We start from the raw sequence: 21,072 nt of genomic DNA, 5'->3' as shown, positions 1-21,072 counted from the left end.
ATAATCGTGATTTGACAATAGATTACGACACCATCTGACCAACAATCGTCAAATTGGTTCGTCATCATTCACCAGCCGAATTCAGATTAATGTGGATTTACGGCAAGCGACGTAATGTTAACACTAACGGAAAGGAGATTGCACCCTCTGCGACCAGATTGATGGGCTGGCGCTTTCGCACGAATTTGCAGGTTGCTTCTCCCCTGCGCTCGCATTTCGAAGATGCTGGGCTACTCTTGAACAGGTCTTTAAACCCAAAGGTGCATACCATGAACGTATCCAGTAGAACGGTTGTGATATTGAACATCCTTTCCGCCACAGGTTTATTGTTAATTCTCGCCGAACGATTCCACTGGTTCTGAGCCGAACCCTGCGCTGGCATAACCCAATCGAACCTGAGAAGGGGCATATTTCGGCCCTGTTTGGTAGACTGTGGGTATCAACCAATAAGGATTAGGTTATGCCAACTAAACGATTTGCCGTAAAACACTGGAAAATGGTGCTGGTGCTGATTGCCATCTGCGGCGCAATGCTGCTACTCCGTTGGGCGGCAATGATTTGGGGCTAGGGGCGAAGACAGGTCATCAGAAGGGACGTCAAAAAACCGCAGACAATAAACGGGCCGACATTATCATCGGCCCGCTTTTATTACATTCTATAACCCAGTGAAACCGTGGTTCTGCGGTCGGTATGATCCGGCGCAGATTCTGGTGGTGAAGAGTTCCAGGTCACGTTGTAGGCGACTTTCAGGCCAAAGTGTTCGTTGATAGCCACGTTCAGCGCCGTCTCAGAGTTCAGCGTCGTGTCGTCGGCACCAAATACAGAAACACCCTGGGTAAATTTGGTGTTGTCAGTCATCTGCCAGGCATAGGTACCGGAAGCGTAACCGAGCGGTTGGGTTTTGGTATCGCCATTGGTGTACTCGTCATAACGCACACCAGGACCGAATTCAAAACGGAGGCTGTGTACCGGACCGTTCAGGAACTGGCGACCATAACCGGCGGTGAACACATCGCGCTGGCGATAACCGTTGTAACGGTCAGTTAACCAGCTTGCCTGTCCAAACAGGTAGTCATAGTCGGTCATGTTGTAACGGCTACGTCCGCCTACCGCATATTTCTCGGAAGAACGTTCGTCATTAGCGGAAGTGTTGCTGGCATTACCCCACAGAGACCAGGCGGTGGTGTTGCCGTACCAGGTAAGCGTACTATCCGCCGTCAGAGAAGAGCTTTTCGTGTTACCGGATTGTGCCAGGTACCCGGCGTTCAGGTTACCTTCAAACGGTTTTTTCGCGGTGGAAGGATCGTCCATGACAGTAAAAACGGTATCATCAGCGGTCGCGTTCATAGCCGCAAACACGCCACCCGCCAGCATCAGTGCAGCGGGCACTGTCGTTAAAAGCTTCATTTTATTAAGGAGTCCGTACAACAAAAAAAGAGACCACACGGTCCCGGAATCTTTCTTGAGGATCAATGACAAGGCGTCCAGAGAAAGGTAACAAATTATAAAAAGCCGCAAATAACATAGCAATGTTTTCTTATTTCAATTTTTGAATAAGAACGATCTCAAAAAGCGTTTTAGTTTATATATCCCCCGCCTCACTTTTGTCAGTATTCATATTTAAAATCATACTGTTATTTACATTGCCTTCCTGACAAAAGGTGCCAGGCTAATAAGAGCCCATGCTAAAAGGAGGTAATGATGGTTTCTATTTATACTCTGACGCTCTCCCCTTCCCTGGATTCCGCCACCCTGACGCCGCAGATTTACCCGGAAGGTAAATTGCGCTGTAGCGCCCCGGTCTTTGAGCCCGGCGGCGGCGGGATCAACGTGGCGCGCGCCATTACACATCTCGGCGGCAAAGCCACGGCAATTTTTCCCGCAGGCGGTGCCACCGGTGAACACCTGGTCTCTCTGCTGGCTGATGAACAGGTGGCCGTTGAAACCGTTGAGGCCAAAGACTGGACGCGGCAAAACCTGCATGTCCACGTAGGATCCAGCGGCGAACAGTACCGTTTTGTCATGCCGGGCGCGAAACTCAGCGATGACGAGTTTCGTCAGCTTGAAGAAAAAGTGCTGACGATAGAGAGCGGCGCGCTGCTGGTGATAAGCGGCAGCCTGCCGCCCGGCGTAAGCACGGAAAAATTAACGGCGCTGATTCAGGCCGCGCAGCATCGCGGCATCCGCTGCATTGTCGATAGCAGCGGCGAGGCCCTGCAGGCGGCGCTGGTGCCGGGCAATCTGGAGCTGGTCAAACCCAACCAGAAAGAGTTAAGCGCGCTGGTCAACCGTGAACTGACGCAGCCTGACGATGTGCGCACCGCCGCGCAGGAGCTGGTGCGCAGCGGCAAAGCGCGGCGCGTAGTCGTCTCCCTTGGCCCTCAGGGGGCGCTGGCAGTCGATGAATCGTCGTCCGTTCAGGTTGTCCCACCGCCGATGAAGAGCCAGAGCACGGTTGGCGCGGGCGATAGCATGGTGGGCGCGATGACGCTAAAACTGGCGCAGGGTGCGTCTCTGCTCGAAATGACACGCTACGGCGTGGCGGCGGGTAGCGCCGCCACCATCAACCAGGGCACGCGTCTCTGTTCGCTTGCCGATACGCAAAAAATCGTCGATTACCTGTCCCGAAATTAACCCCTGTTCCCCTTCGTCTTTACGGAGGGGAATGTCCTCGCTGAGTCGCCAAACGCAAACTATCGACTATGCTAAGAAAACTTCCATGATAACAATGAGGTGAATTATGAGCAGTGGTGACATCACACGCTACGTCGTGACCATCAACCTTCATGAAGCATCGCTGACCGAGCTGAATGAGCTCAACAATGCTTTCACCCGGGCTAATTTTCTCCTCACCCTGACGGATGACGAGGGCAATATTCATGATTTAGGCACCCTGACATTTGGTCTGATCGCCGCCCTGAGCCAGGAAGAGGTTCATGCGCTGGCCGCCAGTCTGGTGGAGAGCGTGACCGATAAGCCTGCCGAGATTGACGTGGATACCTGGGAAAGCTGGCGGAAAAAAGAACAATAAGTGCGCTGTATGAATTTAAACCGCTCAGGTGTGCGTTAGTTCGTATTTTTTTACCGCCATTATGCGCTAACTTTATGATCTGGCAGACAACATGGGAGAGACAACATGTGGCAGGCTATCAGTCATCTTTTACGTGAGCAGCTGGGTGAAGGTGAAATTGAACTGCGTAACGAACTGCCAGGCGGTGAAATCCACGCCGCGTGGCATTTACGCTACGCAGGGCGCGATCTTTTCGTTAAGTGCGATGAGCGAGAGCTGCTTCCGATATTTACCGCCGAAGCCGACCAGCTGGAGCTGTTGTCGCGCAGTAAAACGGTGACGGTCCCGCAGGTTCTGGCCGTGGGGAGCGACCGCGACTACAGCTTCCTGGTGATGGAGTATCTCCCCGCCCGGCCGCTGGATGCCCATAATGCGTTCATCCTCGGCCAACAGCTAGCGCGCCTGCATCAATGGAGCGACCAGCCGCAGTTTGGTCTCGATTTTGACAACGATCTCTCCACCACGCCACAGCCCAATGCCTGGCAGCGTCGCTGGTCGACATTTTTTGCCGAGCAGCGCATTGGCTGGCAGCTTGAGCTGGCCGCCGAGAAAGGGCTGGAATTTGGCAATATCGACGCCATCGTCGAGCACGTTCAACAGCGTCTGGCATCCCACCAGCCTCAGGCGTCGCTGCTTCACGGCGATTTGTGGTCCAATAACTGCGCGCTGGGTCCCAACGGCCCGTACATCTTTGACCCGGCCTGCTACTGGGGTGACAGAGAGTGCGATCTTGCCATGCTGCCGCTTCATCCTGAGCAGCCGCCGCAGATATACGACGGATACCAGTCTGTTTCTCCCCTGCCGCCCGGTTTCCTCGACCGCCAGCCGGTGTATCAGCTTTATACGCTGATGAACCGTGCCATTCTTTTTGGCGGAGAACACCTTGTTAACGCGCAGCGGGCACTCGAGCGTATGCTTGCTGCATGAGTAGAGAACGGGTGGCCTTGCCGCCACCCTTATCGCTTACAGAAAACCGAGCAGTGAGAAGAAGAAGTATCCCGCCACAATGATGATGACGGGAAGGATATAGAGCGGGAAGATTTGCAGGAAAATGGTGTGACGCGGCACAACGATGCGGGATTCAATCTGCTCACGACTCATTCCTTCCGGGCCCTTGGCCTGCTCCAGAATCAACTGATCCTCAACGCCTTCGCGTAAAAAGCGCGTCTGGCGACTCATTCTCGCACCAGAGGCCTGCAGTGCCAGCGCGACAAAGATCAGGGCATATATCACCCAAAAGCCGATATTCAGCTGTTGATGAAAATCCGGAGTGGGTGAGTTAAACCAGAAGACATTCAAAAATGGCGTATTAAAACGCATCATCTCAATCATGACATGAGCGAAATCAAGCATTACCGCATTGATACCCGGCTGTTTTTCGCTGTGATCGTACATAAATTTGAGTACAGAAATCAGCGTAGAAATGACGGCAGGAATAAAAATTACCCAGCCAGCAATACGTTTTAAGACCGCAATGCGTCCAGCTTGTTGATACGTCATCAGTTCCTCTTCATAAAGACGCGTTATTTGTGCCTAAGTCTACCTGCTGGTCATCAATTTCGCCCGCTCTTTAAAAGCAATATGCTAAATTGCAGATTGTGCTTAGCACGTATCGTCTGTCGAACACCCTGGATAAGGAGACGTTGTGATGTCGACACCGCGCCAAATTCTTGCCGCAATTTTTGACATGGATGGATTACTGATCGATTCCGAACCGCTGTGGGATCGCGCCGAACTGGAAGTTATGGCCAGCCTCGGCGTGGATATCAGCCGCCGTAATGAACTTCCCGATACCCTGGGCCTGCGCATCGATATGGTGGTTGACCTGTGGTTTGCCCAACAGCCTTGGGTAGGTCCCAATCGCGATGAGGTGACCGCACGCATTATCAGCCGCGCCATTTCTCTGGTGGAAGAGAACCGGCCGCTGCTGCCCGGCGTACGTGAGGCCGTCGCGCTGTGTAAAGCCCAGGGGCTGAAGGTCGGACTGGCCTCGGCTTCACCGCTGCACATGCTGGAAAAAGTGCTGACGATGTTTGAACTGCGCGACAGTTTCGACGCGCTGGCGTCCGCTGAAAAATTGCCTTACAGCAAGCCGCACCCGCAGGTCTATCTGGACTGCGCCGCTAAGCTCGGCCTGGATCCCCTCAACTGCGTTGCGCTGGAAGATTCCGTTAACGGTATGGTGGCGTCGAAGGCTGCACGGATGCGCGCCATTGTGGTGCCCGCAGAAGAAGGCCGTCACGACCCCCGGTTTGCCCTTGCCGACGTGAAGCTTAACTCACTGGCAGAACTCAGGGCGCATCACCTGCAGGGCGGTTAACGCCCTTCTCTGGTTTGTGACAAACAGTTACACCGTCACCTCTTCCGCCTACTGTATAAAAACCCTATACTGTATGAATTGACAGTTTTGTGGGTTTTATCATGACGGCGGAAGGCCACCTGCTTTTTTCTATTGCGTGCGCGGTATTTGCCAAAAACGCTGAACTCACCCCCGTGCTGGCACAGGGGGACTGGTGGCATATTGTCCCTTCTGCCGTATTGACCTGCCTGCTGCCCGACATTGACCATCCCAAATCTTTCCTCGGACAACGCCTGAAGTGGGTATCGAAACCCATCGCCCGCGCGTTCGGCCACCGGGGGTTTACGCACAGCCTGCTGGCCGTGTTTGGCCTGCTGACGCTTTTCTATTTGAAGGTGCCCGAAAGCTGGATAGTCCCCGCCGATGCCATCCAGGGCATGGTGCTGGGCTATTTAAGCCATATTCTCGCCGATATGCTGACGCCTGCGGGCGTACCGCTTCTTTGGCCCTGCCGCTGGCGTTTCCGTTTTCCGATCCTCGCACCGCAGAAAGGCAACCAGCTTGAGCGCGTATTGTGCATGGCGCTGTTTGCTTACGCCGTCTGGATGCCGCAAACCTTGCCCGAAAACAGTGCAGTTCGCTGGTCATCCCAGATGATTAATTCGCTGCAATTTCAGTTCAATCGCTTTATTCATCACCAGATTGAACAGTAAACCGACAAAATTATCCCATTTGTCATAACCCATTCCATTTGGATATAAGCGCTACATCACACTTCTGCTAACCTTCCGCCAACAGGATCGGTAAAAACCGACCCAATAATAAATCAGGAGAACGGGGATGAATTTTCCACTCATCGCGAACGTCGTTGTGTTCGTTGTATTGCTATTGCTTCTTGCGCAGGCGCGCCACAAACAGTGGAGCCTGGCGAAAAAAGTGCTGGTTGGTCTGGCCATGGGTGTCGTATTTGGTCTGGCATTACAGGCAATTTATGGCTCCGATAATCCAGTTCTGAAAGATTCCATTCAGTGGTTCAACATCGTCGGTAACGGCTATGTTCAGCTGCTGCAGATGATCGTTATGCCGCTGGTGTTCGCCTCTATTCTGAGCGCCGTTGCTCGCCTGCATAACGCGACTCAGCTGGGAAAAATCAGCTTCCTGACCATTGGTACGCTGCTGTTCACCACGCTGATTGCCGCGCTGGTGGGTGTGCTGGTCACCAACCTGTTTGGCCTGACCGCAGAAGGCCTGGTTCAGGGTACCGCTGAAACGGCGCGTCTTACCGCGATTCAAACCAACTATGTTGGTAAAGTGGCTGACCTGACCGTGCCGCAGATGGTGCTCTCCTTCATTCCGAAGAACCCGTTTGCTGACCTGACCGGTGCGAGCCCAACCTCGATCATCAGCGTGGTTATTTTCGCCGCGTTCCTGGGCGTAGCGGCGCTGAAGCTGCTGAAAGACGACGCGCCTAAAGGCGAACGCGTGCTGACCGCGATCGACACCCTGCAAAGCTGGGTGATGAAGCTGGTGCGTCTGGTGATGCAGCTGACGCCTTACGGCGTGCTGGCGCTGATGACCAAAGTGGTTGCCGGCTCTAACCTGCAGGACATCATCAAGCTGGGCAGCTTCGTTGTCGCCTCTTATCTGGGCCTGGGCATTATGTTCGTGGTGCACGGCATCCTGCTGGGCGTAAACGGCGTCAGCCCGCTGAAATACTTCCGTAAAGTCTGGCCGGTACTGACCTTTGCCTTCACCAGCCGTTCCAGCGCCGCGTCTATTCCGCTGAACGTTGAAGCGCAAACCCGTCGTCTGGGCGTGCCTGAATCCATCGCCAGCTTCTCTGCCTCCTTTGGTGCCACCATTGGTCAGAACGGCTGTGCGGGTCTGTACCCGGCGATGCTGGCGGTGATGGTTGCCCCTACCGTTGGGATTAACCCGCTGGATCCGGTCTGGATCGCCACGCTGGTCGGGATTGTTACCGTAAGCTCCGCAGGCGTTGCGGGCGTTGGCGGTGGCGCAACCTTCGCCGCGCTGATTGTGCTGCCCGCGCTGGGTCTGCCCGTGACGCTGGTCGCGCTGCTGATCTCCGTTGAGCCGCTGATCGACATGGGCCGTACCGCGCTGAACGTAAGCGGCTCCATGACCGCCGGTACGCTGACCAGCCAGTGGCTGAAGCAGACCGACAAAGCGATTCTGGAAAGTGAAGACGACGCCGAGCTGGCGCATCGTTAATCTCGGTAGAAATAAAAAAACCGCCTGATGGCGGTTTTTTTATGGCTGTTATTCTTCGACCTCTTCATCCTGGCGGATCTGCATCGCCCACCGCTGCGCTGACTCCGGCACCGTAAACGTGGGCGAGCGGCGGAAATGTTCGCCGATCAGCACGAAGGCCACGTATTTCCCCCGAAGCTGCCAGACATCGCGAAAACCCTCCACTTTCAGGGCATGGTCTGGCGGCGCGGGCTCAACACGGGGCACATAGCTAATAACCTGGCGGTTTTGTTGACGAAGAGGTTTCATAAGCGGCTGGTTCACTAAAGCAAATTCTTGAAGCAGGAAAATTCTATGATAGCCGATCCTGCTGCCTTCCGTCGCGCCCCAAGTGGGCCTGAAGGCTCCTTTCGTCAATGACGGCATGTGAAAACTCTTAGTTCACGAGCCATCTCGCGACATTGTTCTATCCTTAATAGGGTTTTTAGCAATGGATAAAGGAGAAGCGTGCAATGTCGAACAAAGATAAAACACATCAATCACCGATTCATGGCACTGAAGAATCTCAACCGGGTATGGACTCTCTCGCCCCTGCTGACGGCTCTCATCGCCCCTCCCCTGGCCCCTCCGCACCGGGCGAACAGCCTACCGCACCGGGAAGCATGAAATTGCCGGACACGGGAAACGAGAAGCTGAAATCGCTTGAGCCGCACCGTAAAGGCGGCGAAGGCTTTGCGCTCACCACCAATCAGGGCGTGCGGATTGCTGACGATCAGAACTCCCTTCGCGCAGGCGCGCGCGGGCCAACCCTGCTGGAAGACTTTATCCTGCGGGAAAAAATCACCCATTTCGACCATGAGCGAATTCCGGAACGCATCGTCCACGCGCGAGGTTCCGCTGCGCACGGCTACTTCCAGCCCTACAAGAGTCTGAAAGACATCACCAAAGCGGACTTCCTCTCTGACCCGGATAAAATTACCCCAGTGTTTGTGCGCTTCTCCACCGTGCAGGGCGGCGCAGGTTCGGCAGATACGGTTCGGGATATCCGCGGCTTTGCCACCAAGTTTTATACCGAAGAGGGTATTTTCGATCTGGTGGGCAATAACACCCCGGTGTTCTTCATTCAGGACGCGCATAAATTTCCTGACTTTGTCCATGCGGTAAAACCGGAGCCCCACTGGGCCATACCGCAGGGACAAAGTGCGCACGACACCTTCTGGGACTACGTCTCACTGCAGCCTGAAACCTTACACAACGTGATGTGGGCGATGTCAGACCGCGGCATTCCGCGCAGCTATCGCACGATGGAAGGGTTTGGTATCCATACCTTCCGTCTGATCAATGCCGAGGGCAAAGCCACGTTTGTGCGCTTCCACTGGAAGCCGGTGGCGGGCAAAGCCTCGCTGGTGTGGGACGAGGCGCAGAAGCTGACCGGGCGCGACCCGGACTTCCATCGCCGCGAGCTGTGGGAGTCCATTGAAGCGGGCGACTTCCCGGAGTACGAGCTGGGCCTGCAGCTCATACCGGAAGAGGACGAATTTAAGTTCGATTTCGACCTGCTTGACCCGACGAAGCTAATCCCGGAGGAACTGGTGCCGGTTCAGCTGGTGGGTAAAATGGTGCTCAACCGCAACCCGGATAACTTCTTCGCCGAAAACGAGCAGGCCGCGTTTCACCCGGGCCATATCGTGCCGGGTCTGGACTTCACCAACGATCCGCTCCTGCAGGGACGGTTGTTCTCGTACACCGATACGCAGATCAGCCGTCTTGGCGGGCCGAACTTCCACGAAATCCCGATTAACCGCCCAACCTGCCCGTACCACAACTTCCAGCGCGACGGGATGCACCGTCAGGATATTGATACCAACCCGGCGAACTATGAGCCGAACTCTATCAACGATAACTGGCCGCGCGAAACGCCGCCGGGGCCGAAACGCGGTGGATTCGAATCGTATCAGGAGCGTATCGATGGCAATAAAATTCGCGAGCGCAGCCCGTCGTTCGGCGAGTATTACGCCCACCCTCGCCTGTTCTGGAACAGCCAGACGCCGATTGAGCAGCAGCACATTATCGGCGGCTTCAGCTTTGAGCTGAGCAAAGTGGTGCGTACCTACATCCGCGAGCGTGTGGTCGATCAGCTGGCGCGCATTGATATTCAGCTCGCCCAGAGCGTTGCGGATAACCTGGGCATTACGCTGACCGATGAGCAGCGCAACATTGCACCGCCGAAAGAGGTTAACGGCGTGAAGAAAGATCCGTCGCTGAGCCTGTATGCCGTGCCGGGTGGGTCGATTAAAGGCCGCGTGGTCGCCATCCTGCTGAACGACAAAACCCGCGCCAGAGACGTGCTGGGGATTATGCAGGCGCTGAAGACCCAGGGCGTGCATGCGAAACTGCTTTATTCCCGCATGGGGGAAGTGACCGCCGATGACGGCTCCGTGCTGCCGGTGGCGGCAACCTTTGCCGGGGCGCCATCGCTGACCGTTGATGCGGTGATTGTGCCGTGCGGGGATATAGACAGCCTGCTGACCAACGGTGACGCCGTGTATTATCTGCTCGAAGCCTACAAGCACCTGAAACCGATCGCGCTGTCCGGCGACGCGCGACGGTTTAAGGCGCAGCTGAAGGTGGCCGATCAGGGTGAGGACGGCATTGTCGAGGGAGACAACGTTGACGATGCCTTTATGACGAAGCTGTTTGATTTGCTCGCCGCGCACCGCGTCTGGTCGCGCAGCAGTAAGATCGATCAGATTCCGGCGTAAAAATCATTCCCGGTCGTGCGGCCTGATGCCCTCACTCCGCCCCTCTCCAACGGGAGAGGGAGAAAACAATAAAAACGGTAACCCTGGTTACCGTTTTGCTTTTACCTCGCCACCGGGCTTTGTCTTAAAGATCCCCGAACGTCCCCAACCGATACCCACGCTCGGCAATAGCATACTTCAGCGACGCCGACGTCAGCACGTCCAGCTCCGCCAGGCGCGGCCAGCAGTAGGCGCTCTTACGTACGGTGTTATCGACAAAAGCAGGATGCGCCATGACCTCCAGCGATCGTTCCCCCCGCGCGGCGGAATCATCCAGCACCTTCAGGAACAGCGCTTCGTCGATCTCGTCGCCGTAAAATGCGCTGCTGAACCCCTCAGTGGTGGTCACGGCGCAGTCGGGCACGCCGTGCGCCTCCCTGTCCACGCGCAACGCCACGCCTTTACGCTGCGCAAACTCCGCGACAATCGGGAAAATCGCCGGGATCATATGCACGTGGTGATGGCTGTCGATGTGCGTCGGCGCCTTACCAAACGCGTCAATAAAGCGGTTGAACTGACGCTCCAGCTCGCGGGCAATCTCTTCGAGCGGCAGAGCGCCCTGCTCCGCCTGTTCCCAAATCCATTTGCCCAGCTGGCCGTCGCGCGTCAGGCCCGGCATTGGCGAAAGCGGCATCCCGAGCGTCAGCACAAAATGCATGCCGACGCCCAGCTCCGGCACCTCGCGGCTCAGCTGCGCCGCGTGTTCAACCGCCTCACCATTCACCAGTGCCGTGGTCGAGGTCACAACACCCCGGCGACAGGCTTCAATAATGCCGTAGTTCTGACCTTTCGAGAGGCCAAAATCATCAGCATTAACGATCAGCAGGTTTTCCATTGTGCGTCCTCTCAGTGGTGTTTGAACTTCAGCTTCTCGATAGTGGCGGCAAAGTTCGGCAACCATTTTTCATGCGCCAGGATCATCTCGCCGGCCAGCTGCTCCGCATCGCGGTCGGAATGTACCAGCGGGCTGAGGTTCAGCGCCAGCAGCACATCATTGAGCTCGCCGCTCAGCGCCGCGTTGCTTGCCGCCACTTCAAAGCCTTTGATGGTGTGGATCAGGCCCATGACCTTATCATCGAAGTGGGTGATACGTGGATGCGGTTTAGCGCCATCGCGTCCCAGGATGCAGGTCATCTCAACCGCCCAGTCCGCCGGGATATTGTCGATATGGCCGTGGTGCGGCACGTTGACATAGTGCTCCGCCAGCTTGTCGTTGTAGATGGCGTTAATCACCTCGCACGCCGCATCGGAGTAGTAGGCCCCGCCGCGCTGCTCCAGCTCTTTCGGTTTGACGTTCAGGTTCGGATCTTTATACAAATCGAACAGCTGCTTCTCGACTTTCTGAACGATCTGCGCGCGCGCGCCGCCCTTATAGTACTCTCCCATTTCGATGGCCAGCATCTCTTTCTGCTTGAAGTAGTAAAGCAGGTACGAGCACGGCAGCAGGTTCAGCGAGCGGATCAACCCTTCGCTGAACGGCAGGTCAAAGATGTTTTTCACCGATGCCGCCGTCAGGCGACCGGAAGCCACGCCGTCGAGCAGTTCGGCGTACCGTGATTTACCGTTCACGATCACGTCTTTAATGAATACCATGTGGTTCAGGCCGAACAGGTCGATGGAGAGATCGTCGCTGTCGGTCAGCGCCAGCACGTCGCGGATAAACATCTTCATGCCGATCGGAATGTTACAGACGCCGATAAAGCGTTTGAAACCGGTATGACGATAGACCGCCTCGGTCACCATCCCGGCCGGGTTGGTGAAGTTAATCACCCACGCGTTCGGGCAGATCTCCTGCACGTCTTTGACGATGTCGAAAATCACCGGGATGGTACGCAGGCCTTTGAACAGACCGCCCGCGCCGTTGGTCTCCTGCCCGAGATAGCCGTGGCTCAGCGGTATACGTTCGTCCAGCTCGCGCGCCTTCAGCTGGCCCACGCGCAGCTGGGTGGTGACGAAATCCGCATCTTTCAGCGCCAGACGGCGATCGAGGGTTTTATGCACGGTCAGAGGCACGCCCGCTTTCTCCACCATGCGCTGGCACAGGTCGAAAATAATATTCAGCTTTTCCTGACCTTCCTCAACGTCAACCAGCCATAATTCGCTGACCGGTAATTCATGATAACGTTTCAGGAAACCTTCAAGTAATTCCGGGGTATAGCTGCTGCCGCCACCAATGGTTACGACTTTTAATTTCTTCTGCATAATATCTCCCTTAGCGTATCAGGTTAATCGCCTGCAAGGTATAGCGTACTCTTCCCGCTATTTGGGCAAGCCATTAAAGCAATATTTGTGGCGGGTAATCCGCCGAAAGTTAATTAATTACCGTTAAATTCTTCCGGTAACTGTTCGGTGTGAATGAAGTCAATTTTTTAAAAGTCTTAATAAACAGGCTTGGACTACTGTATCCTGACTCGTAAGCAATATCGGTGACAGAGTAGTTGGTAATTTCCAGCTGTTTCTTTGCAAAATTAATGCGGATTTCATTAATAATTTGCACGGGTGTTTTACGATAATAGCGCTGCGTCGCGCGGGTCAGATATTCCTGGGATTTCCCCGACAGTGACACCATATTTTCCAGCGCATTTTCGCTGAACTGGCCTTTATCATGCATCAGCTCAACGGTGCTGCGCAGCCACTGTGGAATATCATCCGTCACCTGCTGCTCCTCACGATGATGGCGCAGCCGGTTCATCACGTAGAAGGTCACCGTTTCAATAAACTCATCAAATTCATTGTCGCGGAAGTTAAGCGAGGCGATAACCGTTTCAATCCAGGTCATAAACTCGTTTTTGACCCGATAGACCTGGGAGGCCACAAAGCAGAACGGCACCAGCGGCAGATAGTGCTTCTCAAAGAAGCGTCTGCTGACGCCCACGTTCAGAATACGGGTGGCACCAAATTCGTAAAAGCTCTGGTGATAAGACCCCATCGGCAGGAAGACAAAATCCCCTCGCTCAAGCAGGACGCGCTTACCGTTGATCTCCTGGTAGTAGCGGCCGGTCAGAACAATCGTGAACTCGTAGTAGTCATGCTGGTGCAGGCCGCTGGCGCTCTCCGTCTTGTTGTAGATAACCACGTGAAAATTTTTGCCATTAAACAGCTGCTGTTCAAGTGCGGTTTTAATTTCCATCGTGCTGACCTCCTGCTGCGAAATCCGACTCAGTGCATTTTCTCGTGAAGCTCGATGAGCTCCGCCACCAGCTCACGCGCCAGCATCGAGGTCATCAGGTGATCCTGCGCGTGGACCAGCACCAGGCTGACCTTCATCTTCCCTTCGCCCTGATCGCCTTCAATCAGCTTTGTCTGCACCAGGTGCGCTTCGTTCAGCGCCGTGCGGGACTGGTCCATCATGGTTTTCGCCGCGGCGAAATCCCCCTGCTTGGCCTGCTTCAGTGCGGCATAGGCCAGGCTGCGGGCCTGTCCGGAGTTGATGATAAGCCCCATCACCACTTCTTCGAGATCGTTCTCGACGGCTTCGTCTGCGACAATACTATCCAAATCTAACATGTTTAAGCTCCTTGTGGCTGGCGCGGGCTTCCCCGCGCCGGTCAATCTTAGAATTTCAGTGAGAGGGCAATATCCTCTTCGCTCTCTTCTTCATCAATAATGGTGGCGGCTTTGTTGGCAATCGCCACGAACGGCATGTACAGCAGGGTGGCAATCCCGAGGTTGAATATCGCCAGCAGGAAGGCCGCGACGCTGCCGTTGGTGTTGAAGAAGGCGCCCAGGCCCGCCGGCATGGTCCACGGTGCAATGTTGGTGACCGGTGGAATGATGCCCATGTAATACGCCGTCAGGGTGATCGCGGCCAGCAGCGGCTGAATCAGGATGAACGGAATGAACATTACCGGGTTCATGATGATTGGCAGACCGAACAGAATCGGTTCGTTAATCTGGAAAATGCCTGATGGCAGCGCCAGCTTCGCGACCTGACGGTAGTCAGCACGACGAGAGACAATAAAGACCGCGATGATCAGACCCAAGGTCGCCCCGGTACCGCCCAGGAAGATATAGGAGTCAAGCATCGGCTTCGCCCACACATGGAAGGTTTTACCCGCTGCCAGCGCCGCGTCAACGGAGCCGTACTGCTGGTAAAGCGCAACGTTTTCCAGTGCCCAGGGGGTCATAATCCCGCTGTCCAGCGCGGCCAGTGCCAGTGAACCATGCACGCCAAAGAACCACAGCAGAGAAGTGAAAATCACATACGCCCAACCGACCACGCCACCCATCGACGCCAGCGGCGTAGAGATAGAGTCCATGATGATCTGGTGGAAGTTAGTGCCCCAGTGGGAGAGCGCCCAGGCGATAATCCCCATGATGGAGAGAATAATGAAGCCTGGAATCAACGCGGAAAATGAACGAGAAACGGAAGCCGGTACGCTATCCGGCAGGCGGATAACCCAGTTGCGACGGATAATAAAGGTGAACATTTCTGCCACCACCAGGCCGATAACAATACCGGAGATGATGTTGGCCCCGCCCAGCCAGTTGGCGCCAACGGCATAGGCTTCACCTACGCTGTAAGGCGTTACGGTCATAAAGGCGGCGACGGATAATAACCCGGCAGCCAGCGGATCCACTTTACGCTCTTCTGCCAGTGCCATCCCAATAAAGAAAGGCGCCATCAGCGACATAATCCCTAACGTACCGTTATAGACGTTGCCGCCAATGGCTTTAAAACCATTAAGGGTTTCAATAGTGGATGCGTCTAACCGAATTCCTAATGAATAAAAGAAGGAACCTTCACCAAAGCTCAGAAAAACGTTGTTAATTAAAACGAACATGGCCCCAGCCAGCGTTAACGGCATTAATTTAATAAAGCCGTTTTTGATGGCATTAACGTGAGGCTGCTTTCCTATTTTAACAGCAAAAGGAAGGAGTACCTTTTCAAGTGAAGCGATGACTTTACTCATAGGAAAATACCCTTAAATGCCGTAACGCATGTTACGGCGTATTGTGTGTGAAATAACTCTTTGACGGGAAAAATAAAAATTAATTAGCAGCTTTTTTAATGGCTGCCACAGCAGCTTTAAGAACACCTAAACCATCAATTTTGCCGTAAAGCCCCGAATCGATCACTTCGACCGGTTTATTGGGTAACAGTCGTTGAATTTCGGGCAACATATAGGCAATTTGCGGCCCCAGTAAAACCACATCGGCTGTCTGGCCTTTTTCGCCCGCCAGCGTCTCTGGAAACGCTTCAATCACCACAGGGACTTCATACTTTTCAGCCTGCGCACGCATCTTTGACACCAGAAGCGACGTTGACATGCCCGCTGAGCAGAACAGGTAGATATGTTTCTTTTCCATCGTGATTTCCCTCTTATATAACTACCTGCCATCGCGCTATCACTCGACTCGCTGTCCCGGCAGACAGGTAGCTTGCGTACTGTTGTTTATCGTTGGAGTGAGTATACGCAATGGTACAGACAGGGGATAATTCTGGATAGACTCAAATTGTCTCTCATTGACCTGGCTTGTTGACTCCCTTCACATTTCGGGCAAATAATTCGCGCAAAGAAATAAGATTTTATGATGCATAAAAAAACCGGCCCATGGGCCGGTTTGTTAACATCCTCAGGCAAGCAGGGTTACTGCGCCTTAGGTGCCTGCGGATCGGTGTCGTATTCAGCACAGGTCTGATAGCCGGAGTTGATCACATGACCGGTATCATCCAGGGCGACGAAGTAGGTTTCTGCCTTACCATCACGTTGACCCAGGATATAGGTCTGGCAGGTCCCTTTCGCATGAATCATGGTCACTTCAGAAGAAGGTTTACCGGCAATCGCAGCTACCTGCGAACGGGTCATGCCTTTTTTAACGTCTTTTACTACGGGCTGCGTAAACTGATCCTTGGTGCGATCGTAAGCCGTACACCCTGCCAGCATAGTCAGTACCGCCGCTGCGCTAAGAATTCCTGCTACGTTCTTGTTCATATTCCGTCCTCTTGTTTATCAGCGTGTTATCTAAGCATGGGATAAAAAGTACTATTGTTCAACTTTGTGGATTACGCCAGACGAATTTCGGAAAATTCTAATAAAACAACGATAACCTGCTAAATCGGCGCAAATTAGCGCACTCGAAACTGTGATCCTTGTCGTTTCTCGCCCAAAGGGTTAGTTTTAACAGCTAACACATTCTGTTTATGTACTGCATATGGAGGGCGTGATGGCTCTGCAACAAGAGATTATTCAGGCACTGGGCGCGAAGCCTACGGTAGATGCACATGAAGAGATCCGCCGCAGCGTGGATTTTTTAAAATCGTACTTAAAAAAGAACGCGTTCCTGAAATCCCTGGTGCTGGGCATCAGCGGCGGCCAGGACTCTACCCTGACCGGTAAACTCTGCCAGATGGCGATTTCAGAGCTTCGCGAAGAGACGGGCGATGAGAAACTGCAGTTTATCGCGGTGCGTCTTCCTTATGGCGTACAGGCGGACGAGCAGGATTGCCAGGATGCCATTGCCTTCATTCAGCCTGACCGCGTGCTGACCGTTAATATTAAGGGCTCGGTGCTGGCAAGCGAGCAGGCGCTTCGCGAAGCGGGCATTGAGCTGAGCGATTTTGTTCGCGGCAACGAGAAAGCCCGCGAGCGCATGAAAGCGCAGTACAGCATCGCCGGGATGACCAAAGGCGTTGTCGTCGGCACCGACCACGCGGCAGAAGCGATCACCGGTTTCTTCACCAAATATGGCGACGGCGGCACCGACATTAACCCTATCTTCCGTCTTAACAAGCGTCAGGGTAAGCAGCTGCTGGCCGCGCTGGGCTGTCCTGAGCATCTGTATAAGAAAGCGCCGACAGCGGACCTTGAAGACGATCGCCCTTCCCTGCCGGATGAAGCGGCCCTTGGCGTCACCTATGACAACATTGATGATTATCTGGAAGGCAAAAAGCTGGATGAAGGTACCGCGAAAATCATCGAAGGCTGGTATCTGAAAACCGAGCACAAGCGCCATACGCCAATTACGGTGTTTGACGACTTCTGGAAAAAATAAAGCAAAGCGGTAACCAGGTTACCGCTTTTAATGTTTGCGCCCTCTCCCGTGGGAGAGGGTTGGGGTGAGGGCATCAGGCCGCACGTCCTGGTCGGGTAAGGCGTAGCCGCCACCCGGCTCTTTTTTAACCACCACACTCCTGCTACACTGTATACCTGAACAGTATATGGAGCAGTATGTGAGCAGGCGTCAATCCGCCCCGCGTCTTGAGTTTGAAGCGGCGGCTATCTACGAATATCCCGAACACCTTCGCCCCTGGCTTGAGGCGCTGCCTAAACAGCCGGGCGTGTACATCTTTCACGGTGAAAGCGACACCCTGCCGCTCTATATCGGCAAGAGCGTTAACATTCGCAGCCGGGTGTTATCCCATCTGCGTACGCCGGACGAGGCCGCCATGCTGCGCCAGTCGCGACGCATTACCTGGTTCCAGACGGCGGGAGAAATGGGCGCGCTGCTGCTGGAGGCGCGGTTGATCAAAGAACAACAGCCGTTGTTCAATAAGCGCCTACGCCGCAACCGTCAGCTCTGCTCGCTGCAGATAAACGATGGCAAGCCGCAGGTCGTCTACGCGCGCGACGTCGATTTTTCTCATGCCCCGAATCTCTATGGGCTTTTTGCCAATAAACGCGCCGCGCTCCAGGCGCTGCAGACGCTGGCGGACGATTTACAGCTTTGCTACAGCCTTTTAGGTCTGGAGGCAACTACCCGCGGACGCGCCTGTTTTCGATCCGCGCTGAAGCGCTGCGCCGGTGCCTGCTGCGGGAAAGAGAGCGTTGAGGCGCATCATGCCCGGCTTCTCACCGGTCTGGCGGCCATCAGCGTAAACTGCTGGCCCTGGGAAAGCGCCGTTGCGCTAAAAGAAGTGGGCGAGGCCATGACCCAGTATCACATCGTCAATAACTGGCTCTGGCTGGGCGCTGTCGACGACCTCAACGACGCGGCAACCCTGCTGCGCACGCCCGCCGGATTTGACCACGATGGCTACAAAATTCTCTGTAAACCGGTCCTGGCAGGAAAGTTTGAGATCATTGTGCTCAATGACCCGGCAGCCACGTGATTTCGCTGAACAATAAGGTACCCTGAGCCTCCAGCAGACGCAGCGTATGGGTACCCTCCTCCCAGCTGGCACCCTGATCGGCCGTCAGCAATTTATCGCCCAGCTGCCACGCCCCGCTTAGCACGAACACCACGCCCCCGCGTGAGCCAAAGGTGGTAAAGGTTCGGTCAGCAACGCGCACCTTCGCCCGGCAGCAGTCGCGCCGGGTCATGATATTAAAGTCCATCGCCATCCGCCCATCTGAAAGCAGCGCTTTCACCGGCAAATCGCCGGCAAAACTGTAGGGCTGATGATGCTTGAGGGTATGGGAGAACGCCTGACCCGCGTCCAGCGTCACCTCTCCCCCTTCCAGCAAGGTAATCACCCGGTCAACACCGGGAAACGAGGAGAATTCGCCGTTGCTGGCAATCGTCGCGATACTGGCGCGCCAGTGAAAATCGCGCGTCGCGGGAGGGAAGCAGCAAATCTCACGCGTTTCGCCAGCACCATTGCGCCAGAGGCTGACCGGCATCTTACGGATATCAAAGAACTCCATCACCACTCCTGAATGGCACAACCCGTGCCAGGGCAAGGATATCGCTATCGTTGCTGTCTTGTTTGTTATCGTTGGGTATTCACAGAAACAGTATCGGCAGCAGAGCGGGCAGGCCTTAGCGGAACGTTAATAAAAATTCTAACGCCATGACTCTGCAAACATTCTCTGAAGCGACTACAGGAGGATACCGCGCTGGCGGCGGCAGGCAAGAGGGCAGGAAAGAAAAACCGCCGGTCCTGTCCACAGCGGTTGCGCTTTTGTGGACAGGATCCCGGCGGTCTTAAGAGTGTGAACCGATTATTCGGTTGGTGCTGGCATTTTACCTTCCATCGCCGGACGTTCTGTCAGACGCTTCTCAAAATTCGCATTAAATTGTTTTTTCTGTTCCGGGGTCAGAATGTTGTAGATCTTGTTCTGGGTTTCCATGTGAGCCAGCATGCGGGCTTTGTGCTGCTCGGCCATTTTGTCGATCTGCGCTTCGGCTTTCGCCTTATCGAAGCTGTCGCTGGCGATGATGTCATGCATCGCACGGCGCTCTTCAAGCGGAGGACGTTTCATCTGGTCGCGTTCACCTTTTCTGATGTCGCGGATCTGCTGCTTCTGCGCATCCGTCAGGTTGAGATCCTTAAACATCATCATCTCGTTGTGCATACCCGGACCTTTATGATGCATCATCATTTTGCCTTCAGCAGGCGCGGCAGTCGTAGTGGTCGCAGTATCTGCGGCAAACGCCATGCTGGTAGCGCCCAGAGCCAGGGTAGAAGCAACAAACAGTGCAGTAAACTTACGCATAATTTATTTCCTTTCTTTCAGTTATTCTTCGGCGCTATGCCGTGTTGACGAGATTAACTTTACGGGGTTTATCGTCAATTAGTCAGAGCAACGGTAAAACAATGAAAGTGTAAAAAACAAATTTTCGCCAAATGTGGAGGAAATAAGGATAAAGCGTGGAGAGTTGCAACAAAAAATATTCAATTCGATGATTTTAAAGAGATTTAGCAAAAGTATAGCGAAGTGCAGATCAATAATAAAGCAATTCACCAGGAATATTCTGCAAAATAATCGCAAGCGCTTTAATCGTTAAGAAAAGTTTTTTACCCCCCTCCCGGATGATGAGAGGGGAAAGGTTCAGGATATTTTTTCCAGCATCAGCCCGGCCCGCAGGCCAAACGCGACGGTGGGGTTAGGGAACAAGACATACTCGGTGGTGTTCTGCACCTCGTAACGTTCCTCGCCATCCTCAGCCAGCAGCGCCCCTTTGCGGAACGGGGTGAAGTTCAGGGTGTGCGCGGCCATGTGGAGCTGGAAAGCATCGCTGCGGCGCGTGATCTGCTGCACGACCCGATACCGCTCAACGGGCCGATGCGCGTGCTCGGGAGCCGTTCCACCCAGCAGCGCCCGAAGGGCGAGATGCGTAGGCGCAAAGCGGGTCAGATCGTTCTGGCCGAACGGTAGCGCTTTTCCCAGCTCCAGCGTGCAGGCCAGCGCAGCGAAACGTTCACAGGTGAAATGGGTAAAGGTTCCGCCCGGCGACTGATGAAATACCAGCGCCTCCAGCCCGGCGTCACCTAGCCAGCTCAGGAACGCTTCATCCCACGGCTGACTGCGCTGCGGCAGAACGCCGAAGCGAACGTGGTAAGACGCGCGGATTGCCGTATGCAGATCCAGATGCCAGCGCCCCGGCCCCGCGACGGCAAAAAACGCGGTCACGACGTTCTCCAGCCACTCTGCCCGCGCCGTTTCATCGCTCTGCGGAAACTGCGACCAGCGGCCGCCGAACATGCGGTTAATGTCGCTCACCAGATACCGTTTGTTTTGCGCCAGCGCAGGGGGATTGCCGAGCACCACCAGCACGCGGCACTTTAGTTCGATCTCATTGCGATACAGCGCACGCAGCAGCAGATCAACAATCTCAACGGGCGCGGTTTCATTCCCGTGGATACCCGTTGAAAGCAGCAGCGAGAGATCGCTTTTTACGGTCGGCGTCAGCTCAAGCACCCCGCGCCCCAGCCACCGCCAGCAAAATGAGGGGCCGTCCCCCTCTTTCTGTTCCGGCGTCTCATCGGCCAGGGTCAGCGCCAGTAAATTTTCCATATCCACTCC

General features: G+C 54.7%; 24 protein-coding genes. 11 read left to right on the top strand and 13 right to left on the bottom strand.

Annotated features, from left to right (window positions below; all coding sequences use genetic code 11):
• The first annotated feature begins 89 nt into the window (after positions 1-89).
• Positions 90-362, top strand: a complete 273-nt coding sequence (yncL, locus tag WM95_RS27775) for a stress response membrane protein YncL (protein WP_081247957.1) — start codon at positions 90-92, stop codon at positions 360-362.
• Between the two features lie 98 nt (positions 363-460).
• Complete coding sequence (yniD, locus tag WM95_RS10340; protein WP_008500658.1) at positions 461-568, top strand: small membrane protein YniD; 108 nt, start codon at positions 461-463, stop codon at positions 566-568.
• Between the two features lie 80 nt (positions 569-648).
• Here the strand turns inward: yniD and WM95_RS10335 are convergent, their stop codons facing one another.
• A complete protein-coding gene (locus WM95_RS10335; protein WP_063409527.1) occupies positions 649-1,407 on the bottom strand; it encodes a DUF481 domain-containing protein in 759 nt (252 codons plus the stop codon).
• A gap of 294 nt (positions 1,408-1,701) precedes the next feature.
• Between WM95_RS10335 and pfkB the strand changes: the two genes are divergently transcribed.
• The 3 genes from pfkB (at position 1,702) to WM95_RS10320 (ending at position 3,997) form a co-directional block, all read left to right on the top strand.
• Entirely contained in the window at positions 1,702-2,634 is a 933-nt protein-coding gene (gene pfkB, locus WM95_RS10330; protein WP_023311294.1) for a 6-phosphofructokinase II, read from the top strand.
• 106 nt (positions 2,635-2,740) lie between these two features.
• Complete coding sequence (gene ghoS, locus WM95_RS10325; RefSeq protein WP_023311293.1) at positions 2,741-3,031, top strand: type V toxin-antitoxin system endoribonuclease antitoxin GhoS; 291 nt, start codon at positions 2,741-2,743, stop codon at positions 3,029-3,031.
• 105 nt (positions 3,032-3,136) lie between these two features.
• Positions 3,137-3,997 carry a fructosamine kinase family protein gene (locus WM95_RS10320; RefSeq protein ID WP_029740438.1) on the top strand — a complete coding sequence of 287 codons (861 nt, stop codon included), beginning with the start codon at positions 3,137-3,139 and terminating at the stop codon, positions 3,995-3,997.
• Positions 3,998-4,033: 36 nt separating this feature from the next.
• Here WM95_RS10320 and WM95_RS10315 read toward each other — a convergent pair whose 3' ends face one another.
• Positions 4,034-4,570 carry a YniB family protein gene (locus WM95_RS10315; protein WP_023311291.1) on the bottom strand — a complete coding sequence of 179 codons (537 nt, stop codon included), beginning with the start codon at positions 4,568-4,570 and terminating at the stop codon, positions 4,034-4,036.
• Positions 4,571-4,718: 148 nt separating this feature from the next.
• Here WM95_RS10315 and hxpB point away from each other — a divergent pair, with 148 nt between their 5' ends.
• From hxpB to tcyP, 3 genes are all read left to right on the top strand, one after another.
• Positions 4,719-5,390, top strand: coding sequence for a hexitol phosphatase HxpB (gene hxpB / locus WM95_RS10310; protein ID WP_063409526.1), 672 nt, complete (start codon positions 4,719-4,721; stop codon positions 5,388-5,390).
• Positions 5,391-5,491: 101 nt separating this feature from the next.
• Positions 5,492-6,082 carry a metal-dependent hydrolase gene (locus WM95_RS10305; RefSeq protein WP_014883483.1) on the top strand — a complete coding sequence of 197 codons (591 nt, stop codon included), beginning with the start codon at positions 5,492-5,494 and terminating at the stop codon, positions 6,080-6,082.
• Between the two features lie 127 nt (positions 6,083-6,209).
• The gene (gene tcyP / locus WM95_RS10300) at positions 6,210-7,601 is read left to right on the top strand and encodes a cystine/sulfocysteine:cation symporter (protein ID WP_008500667.1); all 1,392 of its coding nucleotides are present in this window, start codon (positions 6,210-6,212) and stop codon (positions 7,599-7,601) included.
• 48 nt (positions 7,602-7,649) lie between these two features.
• On the opposite strand, the gene cedA is transcribed toward tcyP, so the two are convergent.
• Complete coding sequence (gene cedA / locus WM95_RS10295; RefSeq protein WP_071845469.1) at positions 7,650-7,904, bottom strand: cell division activator CedA; 255 nt, start codon at positions 7,902-7,904, stop codon at positions 7,650-7,652.
• A gap of 188 nt (positions 7,905-8,092) precedes the next feature.
• Between cedA and katE the strand changes: the two genes are divergently transcribed.
• Entirely contained in the window at positions 8,093-10,342 is a 2,250-nt protein-coding gene (gene katE, locus WM95_RS10290) for a catalase HPII (RefSeq protein ID WP_063409525.1), read from the top strand.
• A 124-nt stretch (positions 10,343-10,466) separates the two neighbouring features.
• Here katE and chbG read toward each other — a convergent pair whose 3' ends face one another.
• The 7 genes from chbG to osmE all read right to left on the bottom strand — a co-directional run bounded on the left by chbG (position 10,467) and on the right by osmE (position 16,317).
• Positions 10,467-11,216: a chitin disaccharide deacetylase gene (gene chbG / locus WM95_RS10285; RefSeq protein WP_059445213.1), complete on the bottom strand. Its 750-nt coding sequence runs from the start codon at positions 11,214-11,216 to the stop codon at positions 10,467-10,469.
• Between the two features lie 11 nt (positions 11,217-11,227).
• On the bottom strand, positions 11,228-12,583 hold the full coding sequence (locus tag WM95_RS10280) for a 6-phospho-beta-glucosidase (RefSeq protein WP_088544761.1): 1,356 nt from the start codon (positions 12,581-12,583) through the stop codon (positions 11,228-11,230).
• Between the two features lie 109 nt (positions 12,584-12,692).
• The gene (chbR, locus tag WM95_RS10275; protein WP_071789366.1) at positions 12,693-13,535 is read right to left on the bottom strand and encodes a transcriptional regulator ChbR; all 843 of its coding nucleotides are present in this window, start codon (positions 13,533-13,535) and stop codon (positions 12,693-12,695) included.
• 5 nt (positions 13,536-13,540) lie between these two features.
• Positions 13,541-13,888 carry a PTS N,N'-diacetylchitobiose transporter subunit IIA gene (gene chbA / locus WM95_RS10270; protein ID WP_023311284.1) on the bottom strand — a complete coding sequence of 116 codons (348 nt, stop codon included), beginning with the start codon at positions 13,886-13,888 and terminating at the stop codon, positions 13,541-13,543.
• A gap of 47 nt (positions 13,889-13,935) precedes the next feature.
• Positions 13,936-15,294, bottom strand: coding sequence for a PTS N,N'-diacetylchitobiose transporter subunit IIC (gene chbC / locus WM95_RS10265; protein WP_023311283.1), 1,359 nt, complete (start codon positions 15,292-15,294; stop codon positions 13,936-13,938).
• Positions 15,295-15,373: 79 nt separating this feature from the next.
• Positions 15,374-15,691: a PTS N,N'-diacetylchitobiose transporter subunit IIB gene (chbB, locus tag WM95_RS10260; protein WP_008500676.1), complete on the bottom strand. Its 318-nt coding sequence runs from the start codon at positions 15,689-15,691 to the stop codon at positions 15,374-15,376.
• A 281-nt stretch (positions 15,692-15,972) separates the two neighbouring features.
• Positions 15,973-16,317 carry an osmotically-inducible lipoprotein OsmE gene (osmE, locus tag WM95_RS10255; RefSeq protein WP_010430142.1) on the bottom strand — a complete coding sequence of 115 codons (345 nt, stop codon included), beginning with the start codon at positions 16,315-16,317 and terminating at the stop codon, positions 15,973-15,975.
• Positions 16,318-16,549: 232 nt separating this feature from the next.
• Between osmE and nadE the strand changes: the two genes are divergently transcribed.
• Both nadE and cho read left to right on the top strand, forming a co-directional pair.
• Positions 16,550-17,377, top strand: a complete 828-nt coding sequence (gene nadE, locus WM95_RS10250) for an ammonia-dependent NAD(+) synthetase (RefSeq protein WP_023311282.1) — start codon at positions 16,550-16,552, stop codon at positions 17,375-17,377.
• Between the two features lie 178 nt (positions 17,378-17,555).
• The gene (cho, locus tag WM95_RS10245) at positions 17,556-18,434 is read left to right on the top strand and encodes an excinuclease Cho (protein ID WP_023311281.1); all 879 of its coding nucleotides are present in this window, start codon (positions 17,556-17,558) and stop codon (positions 18,432-18,434) included.
• Here the strand turns inward: cho and ves are convergent.
• The 3 genes from ves to astE all read right to left on the bottom strand — a co-directional run bounded on the left by ves (position 18,412) and on the right by astE (position 21,063).
• Positions 18,412-18,969 carry an environmental stress-induced protein Ves gene (gene ves / locus WM95_RS10240; protein WP_023311280.1) on the bottom strand — a complete coding sequence of 186 codons (558 nt, stop codon included), beginning with the start codon at positions 18,967-18,969 and terminating at the stop codon, positions 18,412-18,414. The two genes, cho and ves, sit on opposite strands and share 23 nt — an antisense overlap.
• Before the next feature lie 297 nt (positions 18,970-19,266).
• Positions 19,267-19,761, bottom strand: coding sequence for an ATP-independent periplasmic protein-refolding chaperone Spy (gene spy / locus WM95_RS10235; protein ID WP_023311279.1), 495 nt, complete (start codon positions 19,759-19,761; stop codon positions 19,267-19,269).
• A gap of 336 nt (positions 19,762-20,097) precedes the next feature.
• Positions 20,098-21,063, bottom strand: coding sequence for a succinylglutamate desuccinylase (astE, locus tag WM95_RS10230; protein ID WP_059445215.1), 966 nt, complete (start codon positions 21,061-21,063; stop codon positions 20,098-20,100).
• Positions 21,064-21,072 lie beyond the last annotated feature (9 nt).

It is taken from the genome of Enterobacter cloacae complex sp. ECNIH7 (assembly GCF_002208095.1).
Classification (GTDB): Bacteria; Pseudomonadota; Gammaproteobacteria; order Enterobacterales; family Enterobacteriaceae; genus Enterobacter; species Enterobacter cloacae_M.
Note: the sequence above shows the minus strand (reverse complement) of the source record. Positions and strands in the feature narration are given on the sequence as shown.

Excerpts from the sequence above, each read along its gene's own strand:
- WM95_RS10315 (WP_023311291.1), bottom strand. The coding sequence starts at position 4,570 with ATGACGTATCAACAAGCTGGACGCATTGCGGTCTTAAAACGTATTGCT.
- chbB (WP_008500676.1), bottom strand. The coding sequence starts at position 15,691 with ATGGAAAAGAAACATATCTACCTGTTCTGCTCAGCGGGCATGTCAACG.
- chbG (WP_059445213.1), bottom strand. The coding sequence starts at position 11,216 with ATGGAAAACCTGCTGATCGTTAATGCTGATGATTTTGGCCTCTCGAAA.
- spy (WP_023311279.1), bottom strand. The coding sequence starts at position 19,761 with ATGCGTAAGTTTACTGCACTGTTTGTTGCTTCTACCCTGGCTCTGGGC.
- nadE (WP_023311282.1), top strand. The coding sequence starts at position 16,550 with ATGGCTCTGCAACAAGAGATTATTCAGGCACTGGGCGCGAAGCCTACG.
- WM95_RS10335 (WP_063409527.1), bottom strand. The coding sequence starts at position 1,407 with ATGAAGCTTTTAACGACAGTGCCCGCTGCACTGATGCTGGCGGGTGGC.
- astE (WP_059445215.1), bottom strand. The coding sequence starts at position 21,063 with ATGGAAAATTTACTGGCGCTGACCCTGGCCGATGAGACGCCGGAACAG.
- osmE (WP_010430142.1), bottom strand. The coding sequence starts at position 16,317 with ATGAACAAGAACGTAGCAGGAATTCTTAGCGCAGCGGCGGTACTGACT.
- ves (WP_023311280.1), bottom strand. The coding sequence starts at position 18,969 with ATGGAGTTCTTTGATATCCGTAAGATGCCGGTCAGCCTCTGGCGCAAT.
- pfkB (WP_023311294.1), top strand. The coding sequence starts at position 1,702 with ATGGTTTCTATTTATACTCTGACGCTCTCCCCTTCCCTGGATTCCGCC.
- tcyP (WP_008500667.1), top strand. The coding sequence starts at position 6,210 with ATGAATTTTCCACTCATCGCGAACGTCGTTGTGTTCGTTGTATTGCTA.
- WM95_RS10320 (WP_029740438.1), top strand. The coding sequence starts at position 3,137 with ATGTGGCAGGCTATCAGTCATCTTTTACGTGAGCAGCTGGGTGAAGGT.
- ghoS (WP_023311293.1), top strand. The coding sequence starts at position 2,741 with ATGAGCAGTGGTGACATCACACGCTACGTCGTGACCATCAACCTTCAT.
- katE (WP_063409525.1), top strand. The coding sequence starts at position 8,093 with ATGTCGAACAAAGATAAAACACATCAATCACCGATTCATGGCACTGAA.
- chbC (WP_023311283.1), bottom strand. The coding sequence starts at position 15,294 with ATGAGTAAAGTCATCGCTTCACTTGAAAAGGTACTCCTTCCTTTTGCT.
- chbA (WP_023311284.1), bottom strand. The coding sequence starts at position 13,888 with ATGTTAGATTTGGATAGTATTGTCGCAGACGAAGCCGTCGAGAACGAT.
- yniD (WP_008500658.1), top strand. The coding sequence starts at position 461 with ATGCCAACTAAACGATTTGCCGTAAAACACTGGAAAATGGTGCTGGTG.
- hxpB (WP_063409526.1), top strand. The coding sequence starts at position 4,719 with ATGTCGACACCGCGCCAAATTCTTGCCGCAATTTTTGACATGGATGGA.
- yncL (WP_081247957.1), top strand. The coding sequence starts at position 90 with ATGTGGATTTACGGCAAGCGACGTAATGTTAACACTAACGGAAAGGAG.
- WM95_RS10305 (WP_014883483.1), top strand. The coding sequence starts at position 5,492 with ATGACGGCGGAAGGCCACCTGCTTTTTTCTATTGCGTGCGCGGTATTT.
- WM95_RS10280 (WP_088544761.1), bottom strand. The coding sequence starts at position 12,583 with ATGCAGAAGAAATTAAAAGTCGTAACCATTGGTGGCGGCAGCAGCTAT.